The organism is Streptomyces sp. NPDC001606 (genome assembly GCF_053596835.1).
The window spans coordinates 331,774-352,646 of record NZ_JBSFHC010000002.1; the positions used below are offsets into that span (position 1 = coordinate 331,774).

General features: G+C 67.4%; 20 protein-coding genes. 18 read left to right on the plus strand and 2 right to left on the minus strand.

Annotated features, from left to right (window positions below):
* Positions 1 to 110 precede the first annotated feature (110 nt).
* Genes ACWCV9_RS05885 through ACWCV9_RS05900 form a run of 4 tightly spaced genes read left to right on the plus strand, consistent with a single transcriptional unit; the run spans position 111 to position 3,731 of the window.
* Positions 111 to 1,031, plus strand: a complete 921-nt coding sequence (locus ACWCV9_RS05885) for an ABC transporter ATP-binding protein (protein ID WP_450784462.1) — start codon at positions 111 to 113, stop codon at positions 1,029 to 1,031.
* Entirely contained in the window at positions 1,028 to 1,762 is a 735-nt protein-coding gene (locus ACWCV9_RS05890; protein ID WP_385839860.1) for an ABC transporter permease, read from the plus strand. The genes ACWCV9_RS05885 and ACWCV9_RS05890 overlap by 4 nt, the downstream gene beginning before the upstream one ends.
* A 48-nt stretch (positions 1,763 to 1,810) precedes the next feature.
* The gene (locus ACWCV9_RS05895; RefSeq protein WP_450784463.1) at positions 1,811 to 3,097 is read left to right on the plus strand and encodes a sensor histidine kinase; all 1,287 of its coding nucleotides are present in this window, start codon (positions 1,811 to 1,813) and stop codon (positions 3,095 to 3,097) included.
* Positions 3,087 to 3,731 carry a response regulator gene (locus tag ACWCV9_RS05900; RefSeq protein ID WP_450784464.1) on the plus strand — a complete coding sequence of 215 codons (645 nt, stop codon included), beginning with the start codon at positions 3,087 to 3,089 and terminating at the stop codon, positions 3,729 to 3,731. The genes ACWCV9_RS05895 and ACWCV9_RS05900 overlap by 11 nt, the downstream gene beginning before the upstream one ends.
* A gap of 22 nt (positions 3,732 to 3,753) precedes the next feature.
* Here the strand turns inward: ACWCV9_RS05900 and ACWCV9_RS05905 are convergent, their stop codons facing one another.
* Complete coding sequence (locus ACWCV9_RS05905; protein WP_450784465.1) at positions 3,754 to 4,239, minus strand: hypothetical protein; 486 nt, start codon at positions 4,237 to 4,239, stop codon at positions 3,754 to 3,756.
* Positions 4,240 to 4,565: 326 nt separating this feature from the next.
* Between ACWCV9_RS05905 and ACWCV9_RS05910 the strand changes: the two genes are divergently transcribed.
* The 12 genes from ACWCV9_RS05910 (at position 4,566) to ACWCV9_RS05965 (ending at position 19,073) form a co-directional block, all read left to right on the plus strand.
* On the plus strand, positions 4,566 to 6,629 hold the full coding sequence (locus tag ACWCV9_RS05910) for a M4 family metallopeptidase (protein WP_450784466.1): 2,064 nt from the start codon (positions 4,566 to 4,568) through the stop codon (positions 6,627 to 6,629).
* 252 nt (positions 6,630 to 6,881) lie between these two features.
* A complete protein-coding gene (locus tag ACWCV9_RS05915; RefSeq protein WP_450784467.1) occupies positions 6,882 to 8,528 on the plus strand; it encodes a M4 family metallopeptidase in 1,647 nt (548 codons plus the stop codon).
* Positions 8,529 to 8,599: 71 nt separating this feature from the next.
* Complete coding sequence (locus ACWCV9_RS05920) at positions 8,600 to 9,118, plus strand: DUF1990 domain-containing protein (RefSeq protein ID WP_450784468.1); 519 nt, start codon at positions 8,600 to 8,602, stop codon at positions 9,116 to 9,118.
* Between the two features lie 71 nt (positions 9,119 to 9,189).
* On the plus strand, positions 9,190 to 13,650 hold the full coding sequence (locus ACWCV9_RS05925) for an RHS repeat-associated core domain-containing protein (RefSeq protein WP_450784469.1): 4,461 nt from the start codon (positions 9,190 to 9,192) through the stop codon (positions 13,648 to 13,650).
* A gap of 706 nt (positions 13,651 to 14,356) precedes the next feature.
* Complete coding sequence (locus tag ACWCV9_RS05930; RefSeq protein WP_450784470.1) at positions 14,357 to 14,728, plus strand: Imm50 family immunity protein; 372 nt, start codon at positions 14,357 to 14,359, stop codon at positions 14,726 to 14,728.
* A gap of 112 nt (positions 14,729 to 14,840) precedes the next feature.
* Positions 14,841 to 15,176 (plus strand): hypothetical protein, encoded by a 336-nt coding sequence (locus ACWCV9_RS05935; RefSeq protein ID WP_450784471.1) that lies wholly within the window; start codon positions 14,841 to 14,843, stop codon positions 15,174 to 15,176.
* A 153-nt stretch (positions 15,177 to 15,329) separates the two neighbouring features.
* Positions 15,330 to 16,121: a hypothetical protein gene (locus ACWCV9_RS05940; RefSeq protein WP_450784472.1), complete on the plus strand. Its 792-nt coding sequence runs from the start codon at positions 15,330 to 15,332 to the stop codon at positions 16,119 to 16,121.
* On the plus strand, positions 16,096 to 16,881 hold the full coding sequence (locus tag ACWCV9_RS05945) for a hypothetical protein (protein WP_450784473.1): 786 nt from the start codon (positions 16,096 to 16,098) through the stop codon (positions 16,879 to 16,881). Before ACWCV9_RS05940 ends, ACWCV9_RS05945 begins: the two co-directional genes overlap by 26 nt.
* 236 nt (positions 16,882 to 17,117) lie before the next feature.
* A complete protein-coding gene (locus ACWCV9_RS05950; RefSeq protein ID WP_450784474.1) occupies positions 17,118 to 17,468 on the plus strand; it encodes an Imm50 family immunity protein in 351 nt (116 codons plus the stop codon).
* A 49-nt stretch (positions 17,469 to 17,517) separates the two neighbouring features.
* Entirely contained in the window at positions 17,518 to 17,940 is a 423-nt protein-coding gene (locus ACWCV9_RS05955) for a hypothetical protein (protein WP_450784475.1), read from the plus strand.
* A 42-nt stretch (positions 17,941 to 17,982) separates the two neighbouring features.
* Positions 17,983 to 18,396, plus strand: coding sequence for a DUF7919 family protein (locus tag ACWCV9_RS05960; RefSeq protein ID WP_450784476.1), 414 nt, complete (start codon positions 17,983 to 17,985; stop codon positions 18,394 to 18,396).
* A gap of 47 nt (positions 18,397 to 18,443) precedes the next feature.
* Positions 18,444 to 19,073: a hypothetical protein gene (locus ACWCV9_RS05965; RefSeq protein WP_450784477.1), complete on the plus strand. Its 630-nt coding sequence runs from the start codon at positions 18,444 to 18,446 to the stop codon at positions 19,071 to 19,073.
* A gap of 114 nt (positions 19,074 to 19,187) precedes the next feature.
* Here the strand turns inward: ACWCV9_RS05965 and ACWCV9_RS05970 are convergent, their stop codons facing one another.
* Positions 19,188 to 19,613 (minus strand): ATP-binding protein, encoded by a 426-nt coding sequence (locus ACWCV9_RS05970; protein WP_450784478.1) that lies wholly within the window; start codon positions 19,611 to 19,613, stop codon positions 19,188 to 19,190.
* A gap of 202 nt (positions 19,614 to 19,815) precedes the next feature.
* On the opposite strand from ACWCV9_RS05970, the gene ACWCV9_RS05975 reads away from it, so the two are divergent.
* Positions 19,816 to 20,667 (plus strand): helix-turn-helix domain-containing protein, encoded by an 852-nt coding sequence (locus tag ACWCV9_RS05975; RefSeq protein WP_450784479.1) that lies wholly within the window; start codon positions 19,816 to 19,818, stop codon positions 20,665 to 20,667.
* Positions 20,668 to 20,675: 8 nt separating this feature from the next.
* Entirely contained in the window at positions 20,676 to 20,864 is a 189-nt protein-coding gene (locus ACWCV9_RS05980; protein WP_450784480.1) for a DUF397 domain-containing protein, read from the plus strand.
* The last annotated feature ends 9 nt before the right edge of the window (positions 20,865 to 20,873 follow it).

Genomic DNA, 20,873 nt, shown 5'->3' on the forward strand with positions numbered 1-20,873 from the left:
AGGACCCCCGCGCACCGATGGGTCGTAGCGGCGCATCAACCGATCGGTTGATGCCGTTTCGAGCGGGCCGGCCGATGTGCCGGACCCCGCCCGGGCGGGAGTCTCGATCCATGCCATCCGTCATCGAAGTCACCGGTCTGCGCAAGTCCTACGGCGGCCGCGCCGTGGTCGACGGCGTCTCCTTCGCCGTCGAGGAGGGCGAGATCTTCGGGATCCTCGGCCCGAACGGCGCCGGCAAGACCACCACCGTGGAGTGCGTCGAGGGGCTGCGGGTCCCCGACGCCGGCCGGGTCCGGGTCGCCGGGCTCGACCCGGTCGCCGACCACGACCGGGTCGCCCTGGTCCTCGGCGCCCAGCTCCAGCAGAGCGAGCTCCAGCCCAAGCTCACCGTCCGGGAGGCGCTGGAGCTGTACGCCGCGTTCTCGCCGCGCCCCGCCGACTGGCGGCCGCTCGCCGAACGCCTCGGTCTCGTCCCGAAGCTCGGCACCCGGTTCGCCAAGCTGTCCGGCGGGCAGCAGCAGCGGCTGTTCATCGCGCTGGCCCTGATCGGCAACCCCCGGGTCGTGGTGCTGGACGAGCTGACCACCGGGCTCGACCCGCGCGCCCGCCGGGACACCTGGCAGCTGATCGAGGACGTCCGCGCGAGCGGCGTGACCGTGCTGCTCGTCACCCATTTCATGGAGGAGGCGCAGCGGCTCTGCGACCGGATCGCGGTGATCGACAAGGGGCGGGTCGCGGCGCTGGACACCCCGGACGGGCTGATCCGCCGTTCGGCCGGCGCGACCGTCATCAGCTTCACCCCGTCCGTCCCGCTGGACGACCACGCCCTCGCCGGTCTTCCCGCCCTCGCCTCGATCGAGCGCAAGGACGGCCGGATCACCCTCTCCGGCACCGACGAGACCGTCGACGCGGTCATCACCCTGCTCGCCCGGCACCACATCACCGCCCGTCAGCTGCGCGTGGTCGACGCCACCCTCGACGACGCGTTCCTGGACCTGACCAACCGCACGGCCGAGGAGGCCACGGCATGAACACCGCCGTTCTGCGCACCGAGTTCCGGCTGTTCCGCCGGGAGCCCGGCGCCGTCTTCTGGATCTTCCTGTTCCCGACGCTGCTCCTGGTGATCCTCGGCTCGATCCCCTCCTTCCGCAGGCCCGACGCCTCCCTGGGCGGGCTGCGGCCGGTCGACGCCTACGTCCCCATCGCCGTACTGATCGCGCTGATCATGTCCGGGGTGCAGTCGCTGCCGCAGGCCCTGACCGGCTACCGGGAGCGGGGCATCCTGCGCCGGATGCGGCTCACTCCGGTACGGCCGTCGGCGCTGCTGTCGGCGCAGATGGCCGTGCAGGGCACGGTCGCGCTGGCCTCGGCGCTGCTCGCGCTCACCGTCGGCAGGCTGGCCTTCGCCGTACGGCTGCCCGAGCAGCCGGGGGGCTATCTGCTGGCCCTGGTCCTCGCGGCGCTCGCCGCGCTCGCCCTCGGCTCGGTCGTCTCGGCGCTGTCCCGCACCACGAAGATCGCGAGCGCGATCGGCTCGGCGGTGTTCTTCCCGATGATGTTCTGCGCCGGGCTGTGGCTGCCGGTGCAGGAGATGCCGCACACCCTGGCCCGCGTGGTGCAGCTGACCCCGTTCGGTGCGGCGGCCCGGGCGCTGGGCGAGGCGGCCGCCGGCACCTGGCCGGGCTGGTCCCACCTGGGGGTGCTCGCGGGCTGGACCGTGCTGCTGACCGCCGCGGCGGCCCGCTGGTTCCGCTGGGAGTGAGCGGGCCGTGCCGGACACTGGGGGGATGACGAGCGGCGGGGGACGACCATGAGCGGCGGCGGTACGACGAAGAGCGGCCGCGGGACGAGGAGCGGCGCGTCCGGGCAGCCCCGGGCGACCTTCGACAGCTGGGGTCCCTGGATGCTGCTGGCCGCCGGTGTCCTGGCGGCGGCCCTGTCCTCCCGGCTGACCGGGATGCACCGGTCCGCGACGGTCGTCGCCGCCGCCCTCGTGCCCGCGGCCGTCGCCCTCCAGCTGTACTGGGGCAGGGTGCGGCGCACCCGGCCGGGCCCGAGCCGGACCGGGGTCTGCCTCTATCTGCTGCGCTGGGCCATCGCCTTCGTGCTGACCTGGGCCAACCCGTTCTTCGCCTTCTACGCCGTCACCGGCTACTACACGGCGGCCCGGGAGCTGCCGCGCCGCTGGGTGATGCCCGGTCTCTTCCTGACCGCCGTCACCATGGCGGGCAGCGAGATCGGCGGCTGGCCGCCGCACGGGCCGGTCCTGTGGGTCGGCTACTTCCTCGTCCTGGCCGTCAACATGGGCCTGGTGAGCGTCTTCACCCGGTACGCCGAGCAGGAGCAGACCCACGCCCTCGTGCAGGCCGAGACCATCGCCGAACTGGAACGCACCAACACCGCGTTGCAGCAGGCGCTGGACGAGAACGCCGCCCTGCACGCCCAACTGCTGCTCCAGGCGCGGGAGGCGGGCGTCGCGGACGAGCGGCGCCGGCTGGCCGCCGAGATCCACGACACCCTCGCCCAGGGCCTGACCGGCATCATCGCCCAGCTCCAGGTCGTGGCGAACGCCCCCGATCTGGCCACCGCCCGCACCCATCTGGACCGCGCCAGCGCCCTCGCCCGGCACAGCCTCGGTGAGGCCCGCCGCTCGGTGCACAATCTCGCGCCGGTCGCGCTGGCCGCCGACGGACTGCCGGAGGCGCTGGAGAAGACGGTCGGCGAGTGGGCCGAACGCACCGGTGTGCGGGCGGACTTCACCGTCACCGGCACCGCCGAGCAGCTGCACGACGAGGTCGCGGCGACCCTGCTGCGCGTCGCCCAGGAGGCGCTGTCCAACGCGGCCCGGCACGCGCGCGCGTCCCGCGTCGGCGTCACCCTGTCCTTCATGGGCGACGAGGTGAGCCTCGACATCCGCGACGACGGCACCGGTTTCGATCCGGCCGCCGTACCGGCCCGCACCAGGGCCGGGGGGTTCGGGCTGGCCGGCATGCGGGCCCGCGCGGAACGCATCGCGGGCGCCCTCACCGTGGAGTCCGAACCGGGGCACGGCACGGCGGTGTCGGTTCGCGTACCGTTGGTGGGCGATGACCGTTGAGCCCTCCATCTCCCTGCTGATCGTCGACGACCACCCGGTGGTCCGGGACGGTCTGCGCGGCATGTTCGCGTCCACCCCCGGCTTCACCGTCCTCGGCGAGGCCGCGAACGGGGTGGAGGCGGTCGACCGGACCGCGGCCCTGGACCCGGACGTCATCCTGATGGACCTGCGCATGCCCGGCGGCTCCGGGGTGGACGCCATCCGCGAGCTGACCCGCCGCGGCGCCCGCGCCAAGGTGCTGGTCCTCACCACCTACGACACCGACTCCGACACCCTTCCGGCGATCGAGGCGGGTGCGACCGGCTACCTCCTCAAGGACGCCCCGCGCGAGGAACTCTGCACCGCGGTGCGGGCCGCCGCCGAGGGCCGTACGGTCCTCTCCCCCGCGGTCGCCTCCCGGCTGGTGCACGCGGTCCGCGCCCCCCGCTCCCCCGGCAACGAGGCGCTGTCGGCCCGCGAGCGCGAGGTCCTCGCCCTGGTCGCCAGGGGCACCTCCAACCGCGAGATCGCCCGCGAGCTGTTCATCAGCGAGGCGACGGTGAAGACCCATCTCACCCACCTGTACGCCAAACTGGGCGTCAGCGACCGCGCGGCCGCGGTGGCGGTGGCGTACGACCGGGGCATCCTGGGCTAGGACCTCTCTCTCGCCCTCCGGGTCAGCCCCGGCGCAGCCGTGCCGCCGGGCCCGGGCGCCAGAGCCAGGCGCGGTCGCGGGTGCGGCCCACGATGTCGGGGCTGTGGACGGCGGCCACCCCGGCCATCACCGGCCACAGCAGGAACGCCACCGCGATCTCCGCGTATCCGCCGTCACTTGCCGCGCCCAGCAGCAGGAGTACGGCGGGGAAGAGCAGCCCGACGAGCAGCGCGCCCGCGAGGACCAGGCCCGCGGTGCCGCGCAGCAGCCGGGCGACGAGGGTCAGGACGCCGGCGAGGACCAGTCCGGTCAGCGCGCCGACGAGCAGGGTGCCGCCGACGAGCAGACCGGCGGCGCGCAGGTCGGCGGCGGCGAGCGCGGTGTCCCCGCCGCGGAGGAACTCGACCGCGGCGACCACCAGACACAGGGCCGCCCACGGCAGCGCCGGAACGCCCGCCACGAGCAGGCCCACGCGCACCGCGCGCCCCAGTGTTCCCCGACCGTTCATCGCGCCCCCCGTGTCCGACGCCCCGCGCGCCGGGGCCCACCCTAGGGGACGCCCGGAAATGGCCACCGGGCAAGCGGTCCGCATAGCGGACATGAACATCCGGTCAACGAACCATTTCCGGCCAAGTTCGTGACGCGGTCCTGACAGCCACCGTGATCCCCTGCCACTCTTCCCGAGCCGCCTCACAGCAACCCCACAGCTTCACCCGCTCTGCACGGCGGCTGTGCACCTGGTTCCGCGCAACGCCCCGCTCTGCCCGGACGCATCGACCCACCGTCCGGTCTCCCCTGGCCGCGCGACCCGCGGTCACGCAGAAGGAGTCAGTGTTGAGAAGCAACGCCTCTCGCGGACGCACCTCCCACACCCCGCACCGCACCACCTCCCCCACCTCCCACCGCCGTACGGCCACCGTCGCACTCGCCGGTGTCGCCGCGCTGATCGCCGCCGCCGTCCAGTCCGGCGCCGCCAGCGCCGCCCCGGCGAACCCGCGGGCCGGCCAGGTGAATCCGGCCCACGCGGCGGTACGGCTCAGCCCCTCGCAGCGGGCCGAGCTGGTCCGGCACGCGGACGCCGCGAAGGCCGCGACGGCCCGCGCGATCGGCCTCGGCGCCCAGGAGAAGCTGGTCGTCAAGGACGTGGTGAAGGACGCCGACGGCACCCTGCACACCCGCTACGAGCGGACGTACGCGGGCCTGCCGGTGCTCGGCGGCGATCTGATCGTGGACACGAACAGGGCCGGCAAGACCATGGAGGTCGTCAAGGCCTCACCCGCCGACCTGAAGGGCGCCGGCCTCACCCCGACGGTCTCCCGTACGGCCGCCGAGCGGCAGGCCGTACGGCGGGCCAGGGCGCTCGGCGGTGACAAGCCCGCCGCGGACAGCGTCCGCAAGGTCCTGTGGGCGGCGAGCGGCAAGCCCGTGCTCGCGTACGAGACGGTCGTCGGCGGCTTCCAGGACGACGGCACCCCGAGCCGGCTGCACGTGATCACCGACGCCACCAGCGGCCGGAGGCTCTTCGAGTACCAGGCCGTGCGGACGGGCATCGGCAACACCCAGTACAGCGGGCAGGTCACCCTGACGACGACCCAGTCGGGTTCGTCGTACTCGCTCACCGACGGAGCGCGGGGCGGCCACAAGACGTACAACCTGAACCACGGCAGCAGCGGCACCGGCACGCTGTTCTCGCAGTCGAGCGACACCTGGGGCAACGGCAGCACCTCCAACGCCGCCACCGCGGGCGCCGACGCGCACTACGGCGCCGCGGTCACCTGGGACTTCTACAAGAACACGTTCGGCCGCAGCGGCATCAAGAACAACGGCGTCGGCGCCTACTCCCGCGTCCACTACGGCAACGCGTACGTCAACGCCTTCTGGGACGACAGCTGCTTCTGCATGACCTACGGCGACGGCTCGGGCAACACCCACCCGCTGACCGCCCTCGACGTGGCCGGCCACGAGATGAGCCACGGCGTCACCTCCAACACCGCCGGCCTGAACTACAGCGGGGAGTCCGGCGGCCTGAACGAGGCCACCAGCGACATCATGGGCACCGGCGTGGAGTTCTACGCCAACAACAGCTCGGACCCCGGTGACTACCTCATCGGCGAGAAGATCGACATCAACGGCAACGGCACCCCGCTGCGCTACATGGACAAGCCCAGCAAGGACGGCTCGTCCAAGGACAGCTGGTACTCGGGCATCGGCGGGATCGACGTGCACTACTCCTCCGGCCCGGCGAACCACTTCTTCTACCTGCTGAGCGAGGGCAGCGGCGCCAAGGTCATCGGCGGCGTGAGCTACAACTCGCCCACCGCAGACGGGCTTCCGGTGACCGGAATAGGCCGGGACAAGGCGCTTCAGATCTGGTATCGGGCGCTCACCACCAAGTTCACCTCCACGACCAACTACGCGGGCGCCCGCACCGGCACCCTGGCGGCGGCCGGGGAGCTGTACGGCACCTCCAGCGCCGAGTACAAGGCGGTGCAGGACGCCTGGGCGGGCGTCGGGGTCGGCTCGCGCTCCGGTGGCGGCACCGGGGGCGGGACGTCGTACGAGAACACCTCGCCGGTGGCGGTGCCCGACAACGGGCCCGCGGTCACGTCGTCCATCACCGTCTCCGGCAGGAGCGGAAACGCGCCGGGCAACCTCCAGGTCAGCGTCGACATCACGCACACCTACCGGGGCGACCTGGTGATCGACCTGATCGGCCCGTCGGGCACGGCGTACCGGCTGAAGGACTTCAGCTCCTCGGACTCGGCGGCCGACGTGAACGAGACCTACACGGTCAACGCCGCCGCCGAACCGGCCAACGGAACCTGGAAACTGCGGGTGCAGGATCAGGCCACCTACGACAGCGGAACCCTCAACGGCTGGAAGCTGACGTTCCCCTAGGGCACACCCCGGAGAGCCCGTAACTGGGCGCCGCCCGAGGCACGGAGCAGCTCGGGCGGTACCCGGTTCACACGGCCGCAACATTCATCTGAACGTCGATTTCCAGCCAACATCACTTCAGGGTCCTGACATGTACGCGCCCTTGATGTCACTCTCTCTCCACCCGCCGCAGCAGCACCGCAACTTCACAACCCCACACTGCCGGTCCAGTGACCCCACGCTGACCGGACTCCCCACGAGAAGGAGCTTTGAGTGAGCCCCCTCTACGCGCGTCACAAGCGCACCACTCTGGCCATCGCCACCGCTGTCGCCGCCGGAGCCCTGCTCTCCACCGGTGTGACCACCACCGCCTCCGCCCAGCCCGCGGCCAAGCCGCTGGCCGGCGCCCCGGCCGCGGTCTCCGTCGCCGCCCACGCCTCCCTGATCCAGCAGGCCCAGGCCGGCGCCACCGAGACGGCGCGGAAGATAGGCCTCGGCGCCAAGGAGAAGCTGATCGTCAAGGACGTCGTCAAGGACGTCGACGGCACGGTCCACACGCGCTACGAGCGCACCTACGCGGGCCTGCCCGTGCTCGGCGGCGACCTGGTGGTGCACACCGCCAAGTCCGGCAAGACCAAGGGCATCACCAAGGCGAACAAGTCGGCCATCAAGGTGGCCTCGCTCACGCCGCAGATCAGCGCCGCGAAGGCCGAGAAGCAGGCGGTGTCCGCCGCCAGAACCCTCGGCTCCGCCAAGTCCACCGCGGACGGCGCCCGCAAGGTGATCTGGGCCGGCTCCGGCAAGCCCGTCCTCGCCTACGAGACGATCGTCGGCGGCCTCCAGGACGACGGCACCCCGAACCAGCTGCACGTCATCACCGACGCGGCCACCGGCAAGAAGCTCTTCGAGTACCAGGGCATCGAGAACGCCACCGGCACCGGCAAGACCCTGTACTCCGGCACCGTCAGCCTCACCACCACGCAGGCGAGCGGGACGTACAACCTGACCGACGCCACGCGCGGCAGCCACAAGACGTACAACCTGGCCCGCAAGACGTCCGGCAAGGGCACGCTGGTCAGCAGCTCGACCAACTCCTTCGGCACCGGCACCGCCTCCACCTCCTCCTCCGACCAGACCGCGGCCGCCGACGCCGCCTACGGCGCGCAGGAGACCTGGGACTTCTACAAGTCCACGTTCGGCCGCAGCGGCATCAAGAACGACGGTGTCGGCGCCTACTCCCGTGTGCACTACGGCAGCAACTACGTCAACGCCTTCTGGGACGACAGCTGCTTCTGCATGACGTACGGCGACGGCTCGGGCAACGCCGACCCGCTGACCTCGCTGGACGTGGCCGGCCACGAGATGAGCCACGGCGTCACCTCCAACACCGCGGGCCTCGACTACTCGGGCGAGTCCGGCGGCCTGAACGAGGCGACCTCCGACATCTTCGGTACCGGCGTGGAGTTCTTCGCCAACAACGCCAAGGACCCCGGTGACTACCTCATCGGCGAGAAGATCAACATCAACGGCGACGGCACCCCGCTGCGCTACATGGACAAGCCCAGCAAGGACGGCGGTTCGGCGGACTACTGGTCCTCCTCCGTCGGCAACCTGGACGTCCACTACTCGTCCGGTGTCGCGAACCACTTCTTCTACCTGCTGTCGGAGGGCAGCGGCGCGAAGACGGTCAACGGAGTGTCGTACAACTCCCCGACCTACAACGGCTCCACGGTCACCGGCATCGGCCGCGCCAAGGCCCTCCAGATCTGGTACAAGGCGCTGACCGAGTACATGACCTCCACGACCGACTACTCGGACGCCCGCGCGGCGACCCTGAGCGCGGCGGCGGACCTGTACGGCTCCGGCAGCACCGAGTACAACGCGGTGGCGGCGGCCTGGACCGGCGTCAACGTGAAGTAGTGATCGGCTAGTGGCTCCAGGGCGGTACCCGGAAGAAGAGCCTTCCGGGTACCGCCCTACCCTTGTGACCCATGTCCTCGGCGCCTTTCACCTACGAGCCGGTCGGTGCGACCCGCGACGACCTGACCCACTGCCCGCCCGGCTTCCACCCGATGCTCGTCCGCACCCGCCTCGGCGAGGGCACCGAGCTCTTCCGCCGGGCCGCCGAGGCGGTCCTCACCTGGGAGATGCACCGCGCCATGGGCGTCGGCATCGACGCCACCGCCGACCGCGCGGCCCCCGGCGTCGACGTCACCGTCACCCTGGCCGGCCTCATCAAAGCCCCCTGCCGCATCATATGGACCGCCGAGGAACCCCGCCGCGCGGGCTGGGCCTACGGCACCCTCCAAGGCCACCCCGAATGCGGTGAGGAGGCCTTCCTGGTCGAACGCACCGGCGACGGCACGGTCTGGCTGACGATCGCGGCCTTCAGCAAGGGCGCCAAGTGGTACGCCCGTGCGGGCGGCCCGGCGACCCGCACCCTCCAGCACGCGTACGCGCGGCGGTGCGGGGTGGTCCTCAGGCGTCTGTGCGCGGGGTCGGAGGTCTGAGCGTGCTCGGACCAGGAGAGAGAGTTGACGGTCGGCCATCGGCTTGACGTGGCAATGCCAGAATTTCGCTCATGAGCGACCGCCGGCACGAGCAGCCCGAGACACCTCAAGAGGCCCCGTCAGCAGAGCCCGTTGACGCTCCGGAGCCGGTGGATGCCCCGGAGCCGGTGGGCGCCTCGGAGCCGATGGGCGCCTCGGAGCCGGGAGGCGAGCAGACCGACGCCGAGGCTCCGAAGCCGACGGAGGCAGAGGAAGGCGAGGCTCCGGAACCCTCTGGCGCGGAGGAAGCCGACAGCGCACCGGAGGAGACCGAGGCTCCGGAGCCGACGGAGGCAGAGGAAGGCGAGGCTCCGGAGCGGGAGGCCGAACAGACCGACGGCGATGACGCCCCGGAACCGACGGACACGGCGGACGCAGAGTCCGAAACCGGCCCCGAAGACGCCTCCGACACCGGCACCGAGCACGAGGACGAAGCTCCGGAACCCTCAGGCGCGGAGGAAGCCGACAGCGCACCGGAGGAGACCGACGCCCCGGAACCGGAAGCCGAGCAACCCGACGCCGACGCTCCCGAACCGACGGAGGCAGAGGAAGCCGAGGCTCCAGAGCCGGAGGCCGAACAGCCCGACACGGACGCTCCCGAACCGACGGAGGCAGAGGAAGCCGATGCCCCGGAACCGGAAGCCGAGCAGACCGACGCCGACGCTCCCGTACCGACGGAGGCGGAGGAAGCCGACGCTCCGGAACCGGAGGCCGAACAGACCGACGGCGATGACGCCCCGGAACCCGCGAACGCAGCGGACACAGACTCCGAAGCAGACCCCGAAGACGCGCCCGACACGGGCACCGAGCATGAAGACGAAGCTCCGGAACCGGCGTCTCCCGAGGGCGCAGAGGACTCGGAGGACTCGGAGGACTCGGAGGGCTCGGAGGAACCGGAGGACTCGGACGCGAAGACGCCCCGGGACCAGGTCTCCGAGGACCCGTACGAGCCCTCCCGCCCCGACGCATCACGGTGCAGCGAAGGCACCGACCCCGTCGACCTCGCCACCGGCAAGATGTACCTGCCGCAGACGGACGTCGCCCTCCCCGGCGCGCTGCCCCTCACTCTGACCCGGCGCGTGGAATCGGGCTACCACCTGGGCCGCTGGTTCGGCCCCTCCTGGTCCTCGACGCTGGACCAGCGCCTGGAGATAGATGCCGAGGGCGTCATCCACGTCACCGAGGACGGCCTCCTCCTCTCCTACCCCCACCCGGCCCCGGGCCTGCCCACGCTCCCGGCCCACGGCCCCCGCCGCCCCCTGGACCGCGTGGCCGGCGGCTACACCCTCACCGACCCGGAAACCCTCCGCACCTGGCACTTCGCCGACCGGGGCGACAGCCTGGCCGTCCTGGAACAGGTGGACGACCGCAACGGCAACCGCCTCACCTTCGAGTACGACGCGGAGGGCACCCCCCTCGCCGTCCACACCAGCGCCGGCCAGGGCGTCCGCATCACCACGGACTCCGGCCGCATCACGGCGTACCACCTGTCCGCCACCGGCGAGGAGCTGAAACGCTTCCGCTACACGGACGGCAACCTCACCGAGGTCGTCAACTCCTCCGGCCTCCCCCTCCGCTTCACCTACGACGACCGGGGCCGCGTCACCTCCTGGACGGACACCAACGACCGCAGCTACACCTACGCGTACGACGACCAGGACCGCTGCATCGCCGAGGGCGGCTCGGCCGGCCACATGGCCCTGCGCCTGACCTACACCGACCCGGACCCCACGACAGGGCTGCGCACCACAACGGCGACGACGGGCGCGGGCCACACCCGCAGCTACCTCATCGACGCGGCCTGGCAGGTGGTGGCGGAGACCGACGCGCTGGGCGCGACCACGCACTACGTCCGCGACCGCCACAACCGCCTCCTCTCCACCACCGACCCGCTCGGCCACACGACGGCCTTCCACTACGACGACGAGGGCAACCTCACCTCGGTCGTCCGCCCGGACGGCCGCGAGGCGAGGGCGGAGTACAACGCGCTCGGCCTGCCGGTGAAGCTGGTCAATCCCGACGGCACGGTCATCCGCCAGACCTACGACGACCGGGGCAACCGCACATCGGTGACGGACCCGTCGGGCGGGACCACCCGATTCACCTACAACGAGTCCGGCCACCTGATGTCGGTCACGGACCCCCTGGGCCACACGACCACGGTCGTCTGCGACCGCGCGGGCCTGCCCTTGCGCGTGACGGACCCCCTGGGAGCAGTGACCGCCTACGAGCGAGACGCCCACGGCCGCCCGATCACGATCACGGACCCGACGGGCGCCAGAACCCACCTGGAATGGTCGGTCGAAGGCCACCTGACCCGCCGTACGGCCCCCGACGGCACGACGGAGACCTGGACCTACGACGGCGAGGGCAACTGCACCACCCACACGGACCCCCTGGGCGGTGTCTCGCACTTCGAGTACACCCACTTCGACCTGCTGACGGCCCGCACGGGCCCGGACGGCGTCCGCTACGAGTTCACCCACGACGCCGAACTCCGCCTCACAAAGGTCACCAACCCGCAGGGCCTGACCTGGGAGTACACCTACGACCCGGCGGGCCGCCTGCTCGCGGAGACGGACTTCGACGACCGCACACTCACATACGCCTACGACGGGGCCGGCCGCCTGGTCAGCAGACGGAACGCCCTCGGCCGGACGACGTCGTACGAACGCGACGCCCTCGGCCAGGTCCTCCGCAAGCACACGGCGGACGGAACCACCACCTACTCCTACGACCTCACCGACCAACTCGCCCAGGCGACCGGCCCCGACGGCACGACCCTGACCCTCCTGCGCGACCACCTCGGCCGGCTGCGCTCGGAGACGGTCGACGGCCGCACGGTGACGTACACCTACGACACCCTGGGCCGCCGCACGGGCCGCACGACGCCGACGGGCGCGGTCACCACCTGGTCGTACGACGCGGCGGGCCGTCGTACCGGCATGGTGGCCTCGGGCCGCTCGATCGACTTCACCTACGACGAGTCAGGCCGCGAACTGACCCGCCAGATCGCCGGCACGGTCACCCTGGACCACACCTTCGACCCGCTGGGCCGCCTGACCACCCAGTCGGTGACCGGCACCGCCGGCCGCACGATCCAGCACCGCACCTACACCTACCGAGCCGACGGCAACATCATCGGCATCCAGGACCAGCTCAACGGCACCCGCCACTTCGACCTGGACGCCACAGGCCGTGTAACAGCGGTCCACGCGGCGAACTGGACGGAACGCTACGCCTACGACGAGGCAGGCAACCAGACCTACGCCTCCTGGCCGGCGAACCACCCGGGCACGGAGGCCACCGGAACCCGCTCCTATGTGGGCACCCGCATCACCCAAGCCGGCAACGTCCGCTACGAACACGACGCCCTCGGCCGCATCACCCTGCGCCAGAAGACCCGCCTGTCCCGCAAGCCGGACACCTGGCGCTACGAGTGGGACACCGAAGACCGCCTGACCTCGGTGATAACCCCCGACGGCACACTCTGGCGCTACACCTACGACCCCCTGGGCCGCCGCACGGCGAAACTCCGCATGGCGGCCGACGGCGAAACAGTCCTGGAGCGAGTGACCTTCACCTGGGACGGCACAACCCTCTGCGAACAGACCACAACCTCGGGGAACTACCCCCACCCGGTCACCCTCACCTGGGACCACCAGGGCCTACGCCCCCTCTCCCAAACGGAACGCATCACCACCCCTCAGTCGGAAATCGACTCCCGCTTCTTCGCCATCATCACCGACCTGGTCGGCACCCCGAGCGAACTGGTGGACGAACAGGGCACCATAGCCTGGCGCACCCGAAGCACCCTCTGGGGCACAACGGCCTGGACAACAAACAGCACGACCTACACCCCCCTACGCTTCCCCGGCCAGTACTTCGACCCCGAAACGGGGCTGCATTACAACTACTTCCGACACTACGACCCGGAGACGGCCAGATATCTCACACCAGACCCCTTGGGGCTCAGCCCAGCCCCCAACCCAACCACATATGTCCACAATCCATATGGCTGGTCCGACCCTCTGGGTCTAGCTCCAAGTGGCTGCCCAGAAGAGGAGCACCTGTTTCGGGGCACCACCAAGGGCTTCAACGCCAGCGAGGGAACGCAGACTTCCGGCTTCACGCCGACGTCAATCGATCCAGGCGTGGCAACGGCGTTCGCAAGGCACTCCGAACAATTCGGGGATGCAGTAGTCCAGCTTATACCCCGGAGTGCACTCGCAGGAGTGGAAACCATGCCAGGATACATCCGCGCCGAGGCGGAAGTCGGGGTCAACTTGTCAGCTCGTGAGCTCGCAAGTAGAGCCACAGTTGAGATCCCAGCAGGGACGGCTCACGACATCCTCGCTAAAATGGGGATTCATGTTCCGAAAATTAATTCATATGAGGGTATAACCGACGCTTTGGAGTGGGATATACCAAAACTATCCCCAGCGCAAATAAGCCAGTTTGTAACGGAGGCTTACGGCCATGCACGATCCTGACATCACAAAACTGCAAATTTACTCCGTGGAAGATGCTACGACTACGACCGCCGTATGCATCGTTCGATGCGTGGGAGGCGTTGCGCGACCCGGCCAGCAGTTTACACCCAGCATTATTACCGACCCGCAGGAACCTCAGCCCTGCATGACACTTAACTGGATTAACCGCTACGAGAGACCGGCAGATTTCCTGGAACCGCCACACAGCGGCAAGGTTCACCTGTCAGGCGAAGGCATCACGGAACTGCAAAGGGGGGTTATCCTGACCTCCCATCAAATCAGTCCCAGCGCAAACTGAAATGGACGAGCAGGTCCGTACACGATGGAAGATATCGGCGACTGAACAACCACGGACCCCGGGGGCGCCTCTCAGGGCGAACGACGAACGGCTCCGCGAGGCCCTAGCAGATCTCTTCGACCGAGTGTTCATGATCCTGGAGGACTACCCAGTCGCCCGGATCTGGCCGAGCCCGGCGACCTGTCCGACGCGGAACTCCGCGCGGCTGTGACCGACGCCCGAAGTTCCTTCGACCGAGCCCGGTGGTGAGTACCTAAACACTGGGCCGGATGGTCACCCTCACCTGGAAATCGACTGCCGCTTCTTCGTACCGAGCGAACTGAGGGACGAACGCACGACGTCCGGGGCAAGCAGCATTACGAGTATCCCGAGCAGGAAGACTGAGTCGACATGTCATGGGTTTCCTTGATGCACAATCCAGCAGGCATTACCACCGTCTACCAAGGCGATCCCCCGGACCTCATCGATGTGCATCTACACGAGATCGTCCTCCACGAGGACGACCCCACCCTGAAACTGCGTCTGGACCTGCCTCGTTACCCGGAGCAGCCCCCACGCAAGTGGGTGGAGCAGGGCTTCAATACCCTCCAGGTTGAAATCTCGTTCGGCGGCGTCAGAGAGATTGCACTGGAAGGTTTCGGGACGGCCATATTGGCAGACATTTCCCTTACTGGCGAGGAAGGCATCAGCCTCAACGTCATGTCAGCCAAGTCGCGCATCCAGGGCATCGCGGATACGGCGTTCATCTCAAAGTTGACCGCATATGCCACCGAACCCTGAACCCACGGTCGAGGCGCCGGGCCCCTCTGGTGATGTGATTGGAACCGATATGTCGACTCGAAGCACGCGAGCAGGGCGCGTCCTTAGCAGGTTCGGGGAACTGTCCTGGTTCATGCTGTCCGCAGACTATAACAACATCTATAACTACCACCCTGTGGCTTACATGGGCTGGCGTTTCAAAGCACCTAGCGAAGAGATCGCACAGGCCATTGACAATGCGATTCAAGAGTCACCCACCCAAACAGAATGGACACTCGACCGGACAAGGAGGAACTGGGTACTTGTGCCAACCAGAGTCCTACAAGAGGCACAGGGACTCTCCAACCCGGCCTTCTCAGACGTCATTCGCACCACCGCTATTCAGGACCAGGAATTCTGTCTCACGACAATTTCTGATCTTGATCTCATTGTCCAGCACCTACAGCAGGTTGCGACCCCGGAAGGCTGACCCGATAGAGAGCCGAATGCCGCCTTTATTGCGATGGCGCGAGAGGAAGTTCCGCGGCTTGTCCAGGAGATCAGACGTTTGCGGAAGCTCGTAGCCGGAGACGCACCGCCTGCTCCGAAGACGTTCGAAACAGATATCCCTGAGTGAGGTGCAATGGAGCACAGCACTACCGATAACCCGACTGGGATGACAAAAGAGCAAAACCACCAGGACTGGATGGAATGCTTGGAGCGCTGCGGCCTTCGGGTAGTTGAGGGCACAGTGCCCCACGATGCTCAGCCGGTAAGCACCGCGATCTATGCCGTAACGGGAATCGCGGTTCAGCCGACTGCTACCGTTCGCATCTCCTCGGATCGCGCCGCCGATGAGCTGGACGAGGCATGGCATCACCACGCTTCGGCATGTGCGTTGTATGACGACAAGGGCGAATTTCTCATCCTGCCGCCCATCTCGGGTGGCAGCGAGATCGGCTGGGTGAGAGTCACCGATCCGATTGGCGAGCGTTTGCCTTCACGGATTGCTTCTGGGGTCGGCTGGCCCGAATTCCTCACCATTTCGACTGACGGCCGCCATCTGTGCGCTGTGTCGGTCGAGGAAGACGAGTACTGGGTCGTGCAGCATGAGCTTCAAAGCAGACCGGAACTGACATCTCGAATTAAACAACGAATCAAAAGGGATTACCCAGAGGCGGAACAACCAGCCGTTGCAAGCATATTGGTCGAACTCTCAGATGAGATCAGCCGATACGAAAATGCCCAATTGGAAAGGATCATAGCCGCGACCCTCATCCATGGCCAGGCAGACGTAGACAAGCTCCTCACTGCTGTGCAAGTGGCCCTCTCGGACTGGCGGGATGTTTTGATGGGATCCGGCCTGGAGCACAGCGACTGGCCTGCTCGACTAAATTGCGAATTCGGCGTTGATCGAGAAGACAGTGGCCATTGAGAAGATGCACGGCTCCAGAACCTCACGTGTCTTCGCCCCATCGTGGCTGCACGACAAGGAAGTAGCTCCCCTTCTCGTGGGGGCACAGATGGACGCCCCTCTGTTGCACCGCATCATGGCCGGGTGCCAGGCCGTCGGGGCTTCACGTATGGCCTGCGCAGACCTCTCTGCCCCTGGTGAGCCTGTGGTGCAAACTCTCCGACTCCCCCTCGACATGGACGGTTCCAAGGTCCGCCCACCGTCGCTCCTGTGGACACTGGACGAGCAGGGAGCCGTCCTCTTCCCGGAACCGGGTTATGCCCTTGTCGCAGGGACCGTCCTTTTCATGGCCGCAGCAGTCAGTGAGGGTGTTGACACGGCACGGGCACGCTTCGGTCGGCATGCTCGTGCGCTCGCAGACCGGCACCCCTCCCTGAAAGCCGTGGCCGCCGCCCATCCGCCGGCACATCGGGCGTGGTCCCAACCGGACGAGGTAGCGCCCACCAGTGCGGCAGCGCGACAGCTGGAGCTGCTCGACTGGTTCATCGAGGGTTCTTGTAACGCGCCGGACTTCACCCACGGTTGGTGGGACGCACGACGTGCCTCTCAGGCGAACGGCGAGCGACTCCGTGGGGCTCTCGCAGATCTCTTCGACCAGGTCTTCATGATCCTGGAGGACTACTCAGTCGACCCGGAACTGGCCGAGCCCGGTGATCTGTCCGACGCGGAACTCCGAGCGGCTGTGACCGACGCTTGGGCTTCCTTCGACCGAGCCCGGTGATGAGTACCGGAACGCTGGGCCGGCTGGTCACCCTCACCTGGGAGCATCAAGGCCTGCGCCCCCTCCCAGCCGGAACCCATCACCGCAGCGGAAGGCCCTCAATCGGAAATCGACCCCCACTTTTTCGCACCTAGCCTGGCGCACCCGAAGCGCCCTGTTGGCCCGACGGCCGGAGCAAGCAGCATTACGAGTATCCCGAGCAGGAAGACTGAGTCGACGTGTCATGGGTTTCCTTGATGCACAATCCAGCGGGCATTACCACCGTCTACCAAGGTGATCCTCCGGACCTCATCGATGTACATCTACACGAGATTGTCCTCCACGAGGCCGGGCCGACCCTGAAACTGCGTCTGGACCTGCCCCGTTACCCAGAGCAGCCCCCACGCAAGTGGGTGGAGCAGGGCTTCAACACCCTCCAGGTTGAAATCTCGTTCGGCGGCATCAGAGAGATTGCACTGGAAGGTTTCGGGACGGCCACTGGTGAGGAAGAAATCAGCCTCAACGTCATGTCAGCCAAGTCGCACATCCGGGGCACCGCGGATACGGCGTTCATCTCAAAGTTGACCGCATATGCCACCGAACCCTGAACCCGCGGTCGAGGCGCCGGGCCCCTCTGGTGATGTGATTGGAACCGATATGTCGACTCGAAGCACGCAAGCAGTACGCGCACTCAGCAGGTTCGGTGAACTAGCTTGGTTCAAGCTGCCCGCGGGGTACAACGAATATTTCGGCTACCATCAGGTGGCATATATGGGCTGGCGCTTCAAAGCACCTAGTGAAGAGATCGCACAGGCCATCCATAATGTGATCCAAGAGCCACCCACCCAAACAGCATGGACACTCGACCGGACAAGGCGAAACTGGGTACTTGTGCCAACCAGAGTCCTGCAAGAGGCACAGGGACTCTCCAACCCGGCCTTCTCAGACGTCATTCGCACCACCGCTATTCAGGACCAGGAATTCTGTCTCACGACAATTTCTGATCTTGATCTCATTGTCCAGCACCTACAGCAGGTTGCGACCCCGGAAATTTGCCCCGATAGAGAGCAGCCCCAGTGATGGTCTGCTGTGTCGCAACGGACCTTCAATATGGGATCACTGATGACATACTACAGAGACCTATCTCCGTACGAGTACTGGAAGACTGTATGGCCACCGAATCCGCCTGAGAATGCGGAAAGGCTCCTCAATGTCGGATGGCTAGGCGGTGGCAGGGATTTCCCCACAGGGGATTGTCCGACTGGGTTTGTCGACCACCTCATCGACAGAGCCAGCGGCCCGGCGAGACTCGCACGGGGTGTACATCATTGCGAGTTCTGCGATCGGCGATCCCCTCTGCAAGTAACGAATAAAGAATCAGGAAGTACTGCCTATCTTGGAAACGGAGAAATCATCGTCATGGCAGCCAGTGGAGAAATTTACGCTGCCCCCACATTGATCATTCACTATGTAATCGATCACGACTATCTGCCACCGGTTGAGTTCATAGAGGCGGTGATGAAACGAGTCGATTAGCCTTATCAGCAGTTCCTTCTGGATCTTTGCGAGCCGCGTGAAGTGAGGTGAGTGCCGTATCCCTGAAAGAGACGTTCGGCATCGACCACCGAGGCACGGACCCGCTTATCGATCGTGTCGACGCCCTCATCGGTAATGGCTACATAGGCGAAGAGAAGGCCGCGCGCATAGCAGTCGAGGTGCCCGAAGCCGGGGAGAAGATCCTCGACTGGCTTCGGGCCATGGTCAGCACCGGCGACTGGCATAGGTTCGAGCGCTTTGCGGCAGTCGCCCTACACCTCCACCCGGACGGGCTCGCCGAGATTCTCCTGGACGCTCTCACATCGGGCAAGCATGTTGGTCGAGCTTCCCAGAACTCACTGGCCCGCCAGAAGAAAGCGCGACGAGTGAATGAGGAGGACCTCGTCGAGTTTCTCGGAGAACTGCACGCCCAAGAGGCAGTCGGTGCACTCGGTCTGCTCCTCCAGGAAAGAATGGAATCTGATGCGCCGTACTTCAGCTTGTGCATCAAGATCATCCAATCCCTCGGTGATATCGATACGCCGGAAGCGCAAGATGTTCTGAGGTCTGTGGCTTCGGGTGATTGGCCCAAGCCATTGAAGTGGCACGCGGCCGAGGAACTCGGCATTGAGGAGGAGCTCGGCTTCGACGAGGACGAGATGCTCGGCGGAGCGTGACGGCCGTCGCCCGTCGGAAGGGCTAGGCGAGTGCTGGGACCCTGCCATCCACGTGCGCCACGTCGTTTTGGTGTGGGCCCGCTTGAACACGCAGGTCTGCGTTCTGTCAGCGCGTCATGCCGCCGCAAGTTCGCACCACACGTACTTCCCCCGGTCCCCGAAGCGTGCCGTCGGCTGCCAGCCCCAGTACCGGGCGCACGCCTTCACCAGGCCCAGTCCCCGCCCCTCCTCCAGCTCCAGGCCGGCCGCCTGGTCCAGGGGGCGGGGCGGGTCCGGCGGGGCGGGGTCGGTGTCCCAGGCGCCGATCCAGACCGTGCCCTCCGGCATGCGGCGCACCCTCAGCGCCGCCGGCCCCTTCGTGTGCTGTACGGCGTTCGACACCAGCTCCGTGGCCAACAGCTCGGCGGTGTCCACCAGGCCGATCAGACCGTGCAGGGTCAGGATCAGGCGCAGGGTGCGGCGGCAGACGGTCACCGCTCTGAGGTCGTTGGGGATGTAGATCGTGTAGTCCCAGGTCTCGGTGGGCGCGGTTTCGGACATGCGTCAGCAACTCCAGCCGTTCAGTGGGCATTTCGCGTGCGGTGGCATTGCCGCAGCCGTCATGGCAGGACGACGCGGTGCACTTCCGCAGCGCAATCAGTACGTCACTGACGGTAGGGGGCAATATTTAGATCCCGCAAGCTGGTCGCGTAATCTGACCCCGAACGGGTCGCCGGGCACGGCGCGTTGAGAGGACCAGTCGATGGCGAAGAGAACCGAGCCGACGGCACGCCAGATGCGTCTGGCCACCGAGCTACGCAGGCTCCGTGACGCGGCCGGCCTCGCATCGAGGGAGGCTGCGGCCCTGCTCGGGGTGACCGCTCCGCAGATCAGTCAGATCGAGTCCGGGCTCGCCGGTGTGAGTGAGAAGCGGCTGCGTCGTATGGCCGCGAACTACTCGTGCACGGATGACGGGTTGATCGACGCCCTGGTGGCCATGGCAACCGACCGCACCCGTGGCTGGTGGGAGGAGTACCGGGAGCTGCTGCCCACTGCCTTTCTCGATCTCGCCGAGTTGGAGCATCACTCGACATACCGACGCGACGTGGAGTTCCTCTTCGTCCCTGGTCTCCTCCAGACGGAGGACTACGCCCGGGCGGCCTTCTCCTCCAGAGTCCCTGTGCTCCCGGCAGAGGAGCTGGAGCTGCGTGTCCGGCACCGGATGCAGCGGAAAGTCATCCTCGAACGCACGGTCCCCGTCCCGTACGAGGCGATCGTCCACGAGGCGGCGCTCCGCATTCGGGTCGCTGATCGCAGGACGTCAAGAGCCCAGCTCAGCCGCATCCTGGAACTGTCGGAGGAAGAGCACATCACCGTCCGGGTCATCCCCTTCGACGTCGACGGCTTCGGCGGGACCTGGAGTCCCATGATGCTGGCGGGCGGTGCCGTACCACGGTTGGACACAGCCGCTCGTGACGCCCCACACGGCACGGGCTTCATCGATTCCGAGGCTCAACTCGAAGTCCTGCGGACGCTCTTTCATAGAGTGGAGGCGGCATCGTTCGCCCCCACCCCTTCGCGTGACTTCATCCACAGACTGGCCAAGGAACTGTGAGACCTACCATGACCATCCCCGGCAACTGGCGGAAGTCGTCCTACTCCGGTGGCGGAGACGGCAACAACTGCGTGGAAATCGCCCCCACCCCCACCCACATATCCATCCGCGACTCCAAGAACCCGGCCGGCAACACCCTCACCGTCCCGGCCGGATCCTTCGCCCTCTTCATCGAGGCCCTGAAGAGAAACGCCTGAGAGAGCGGC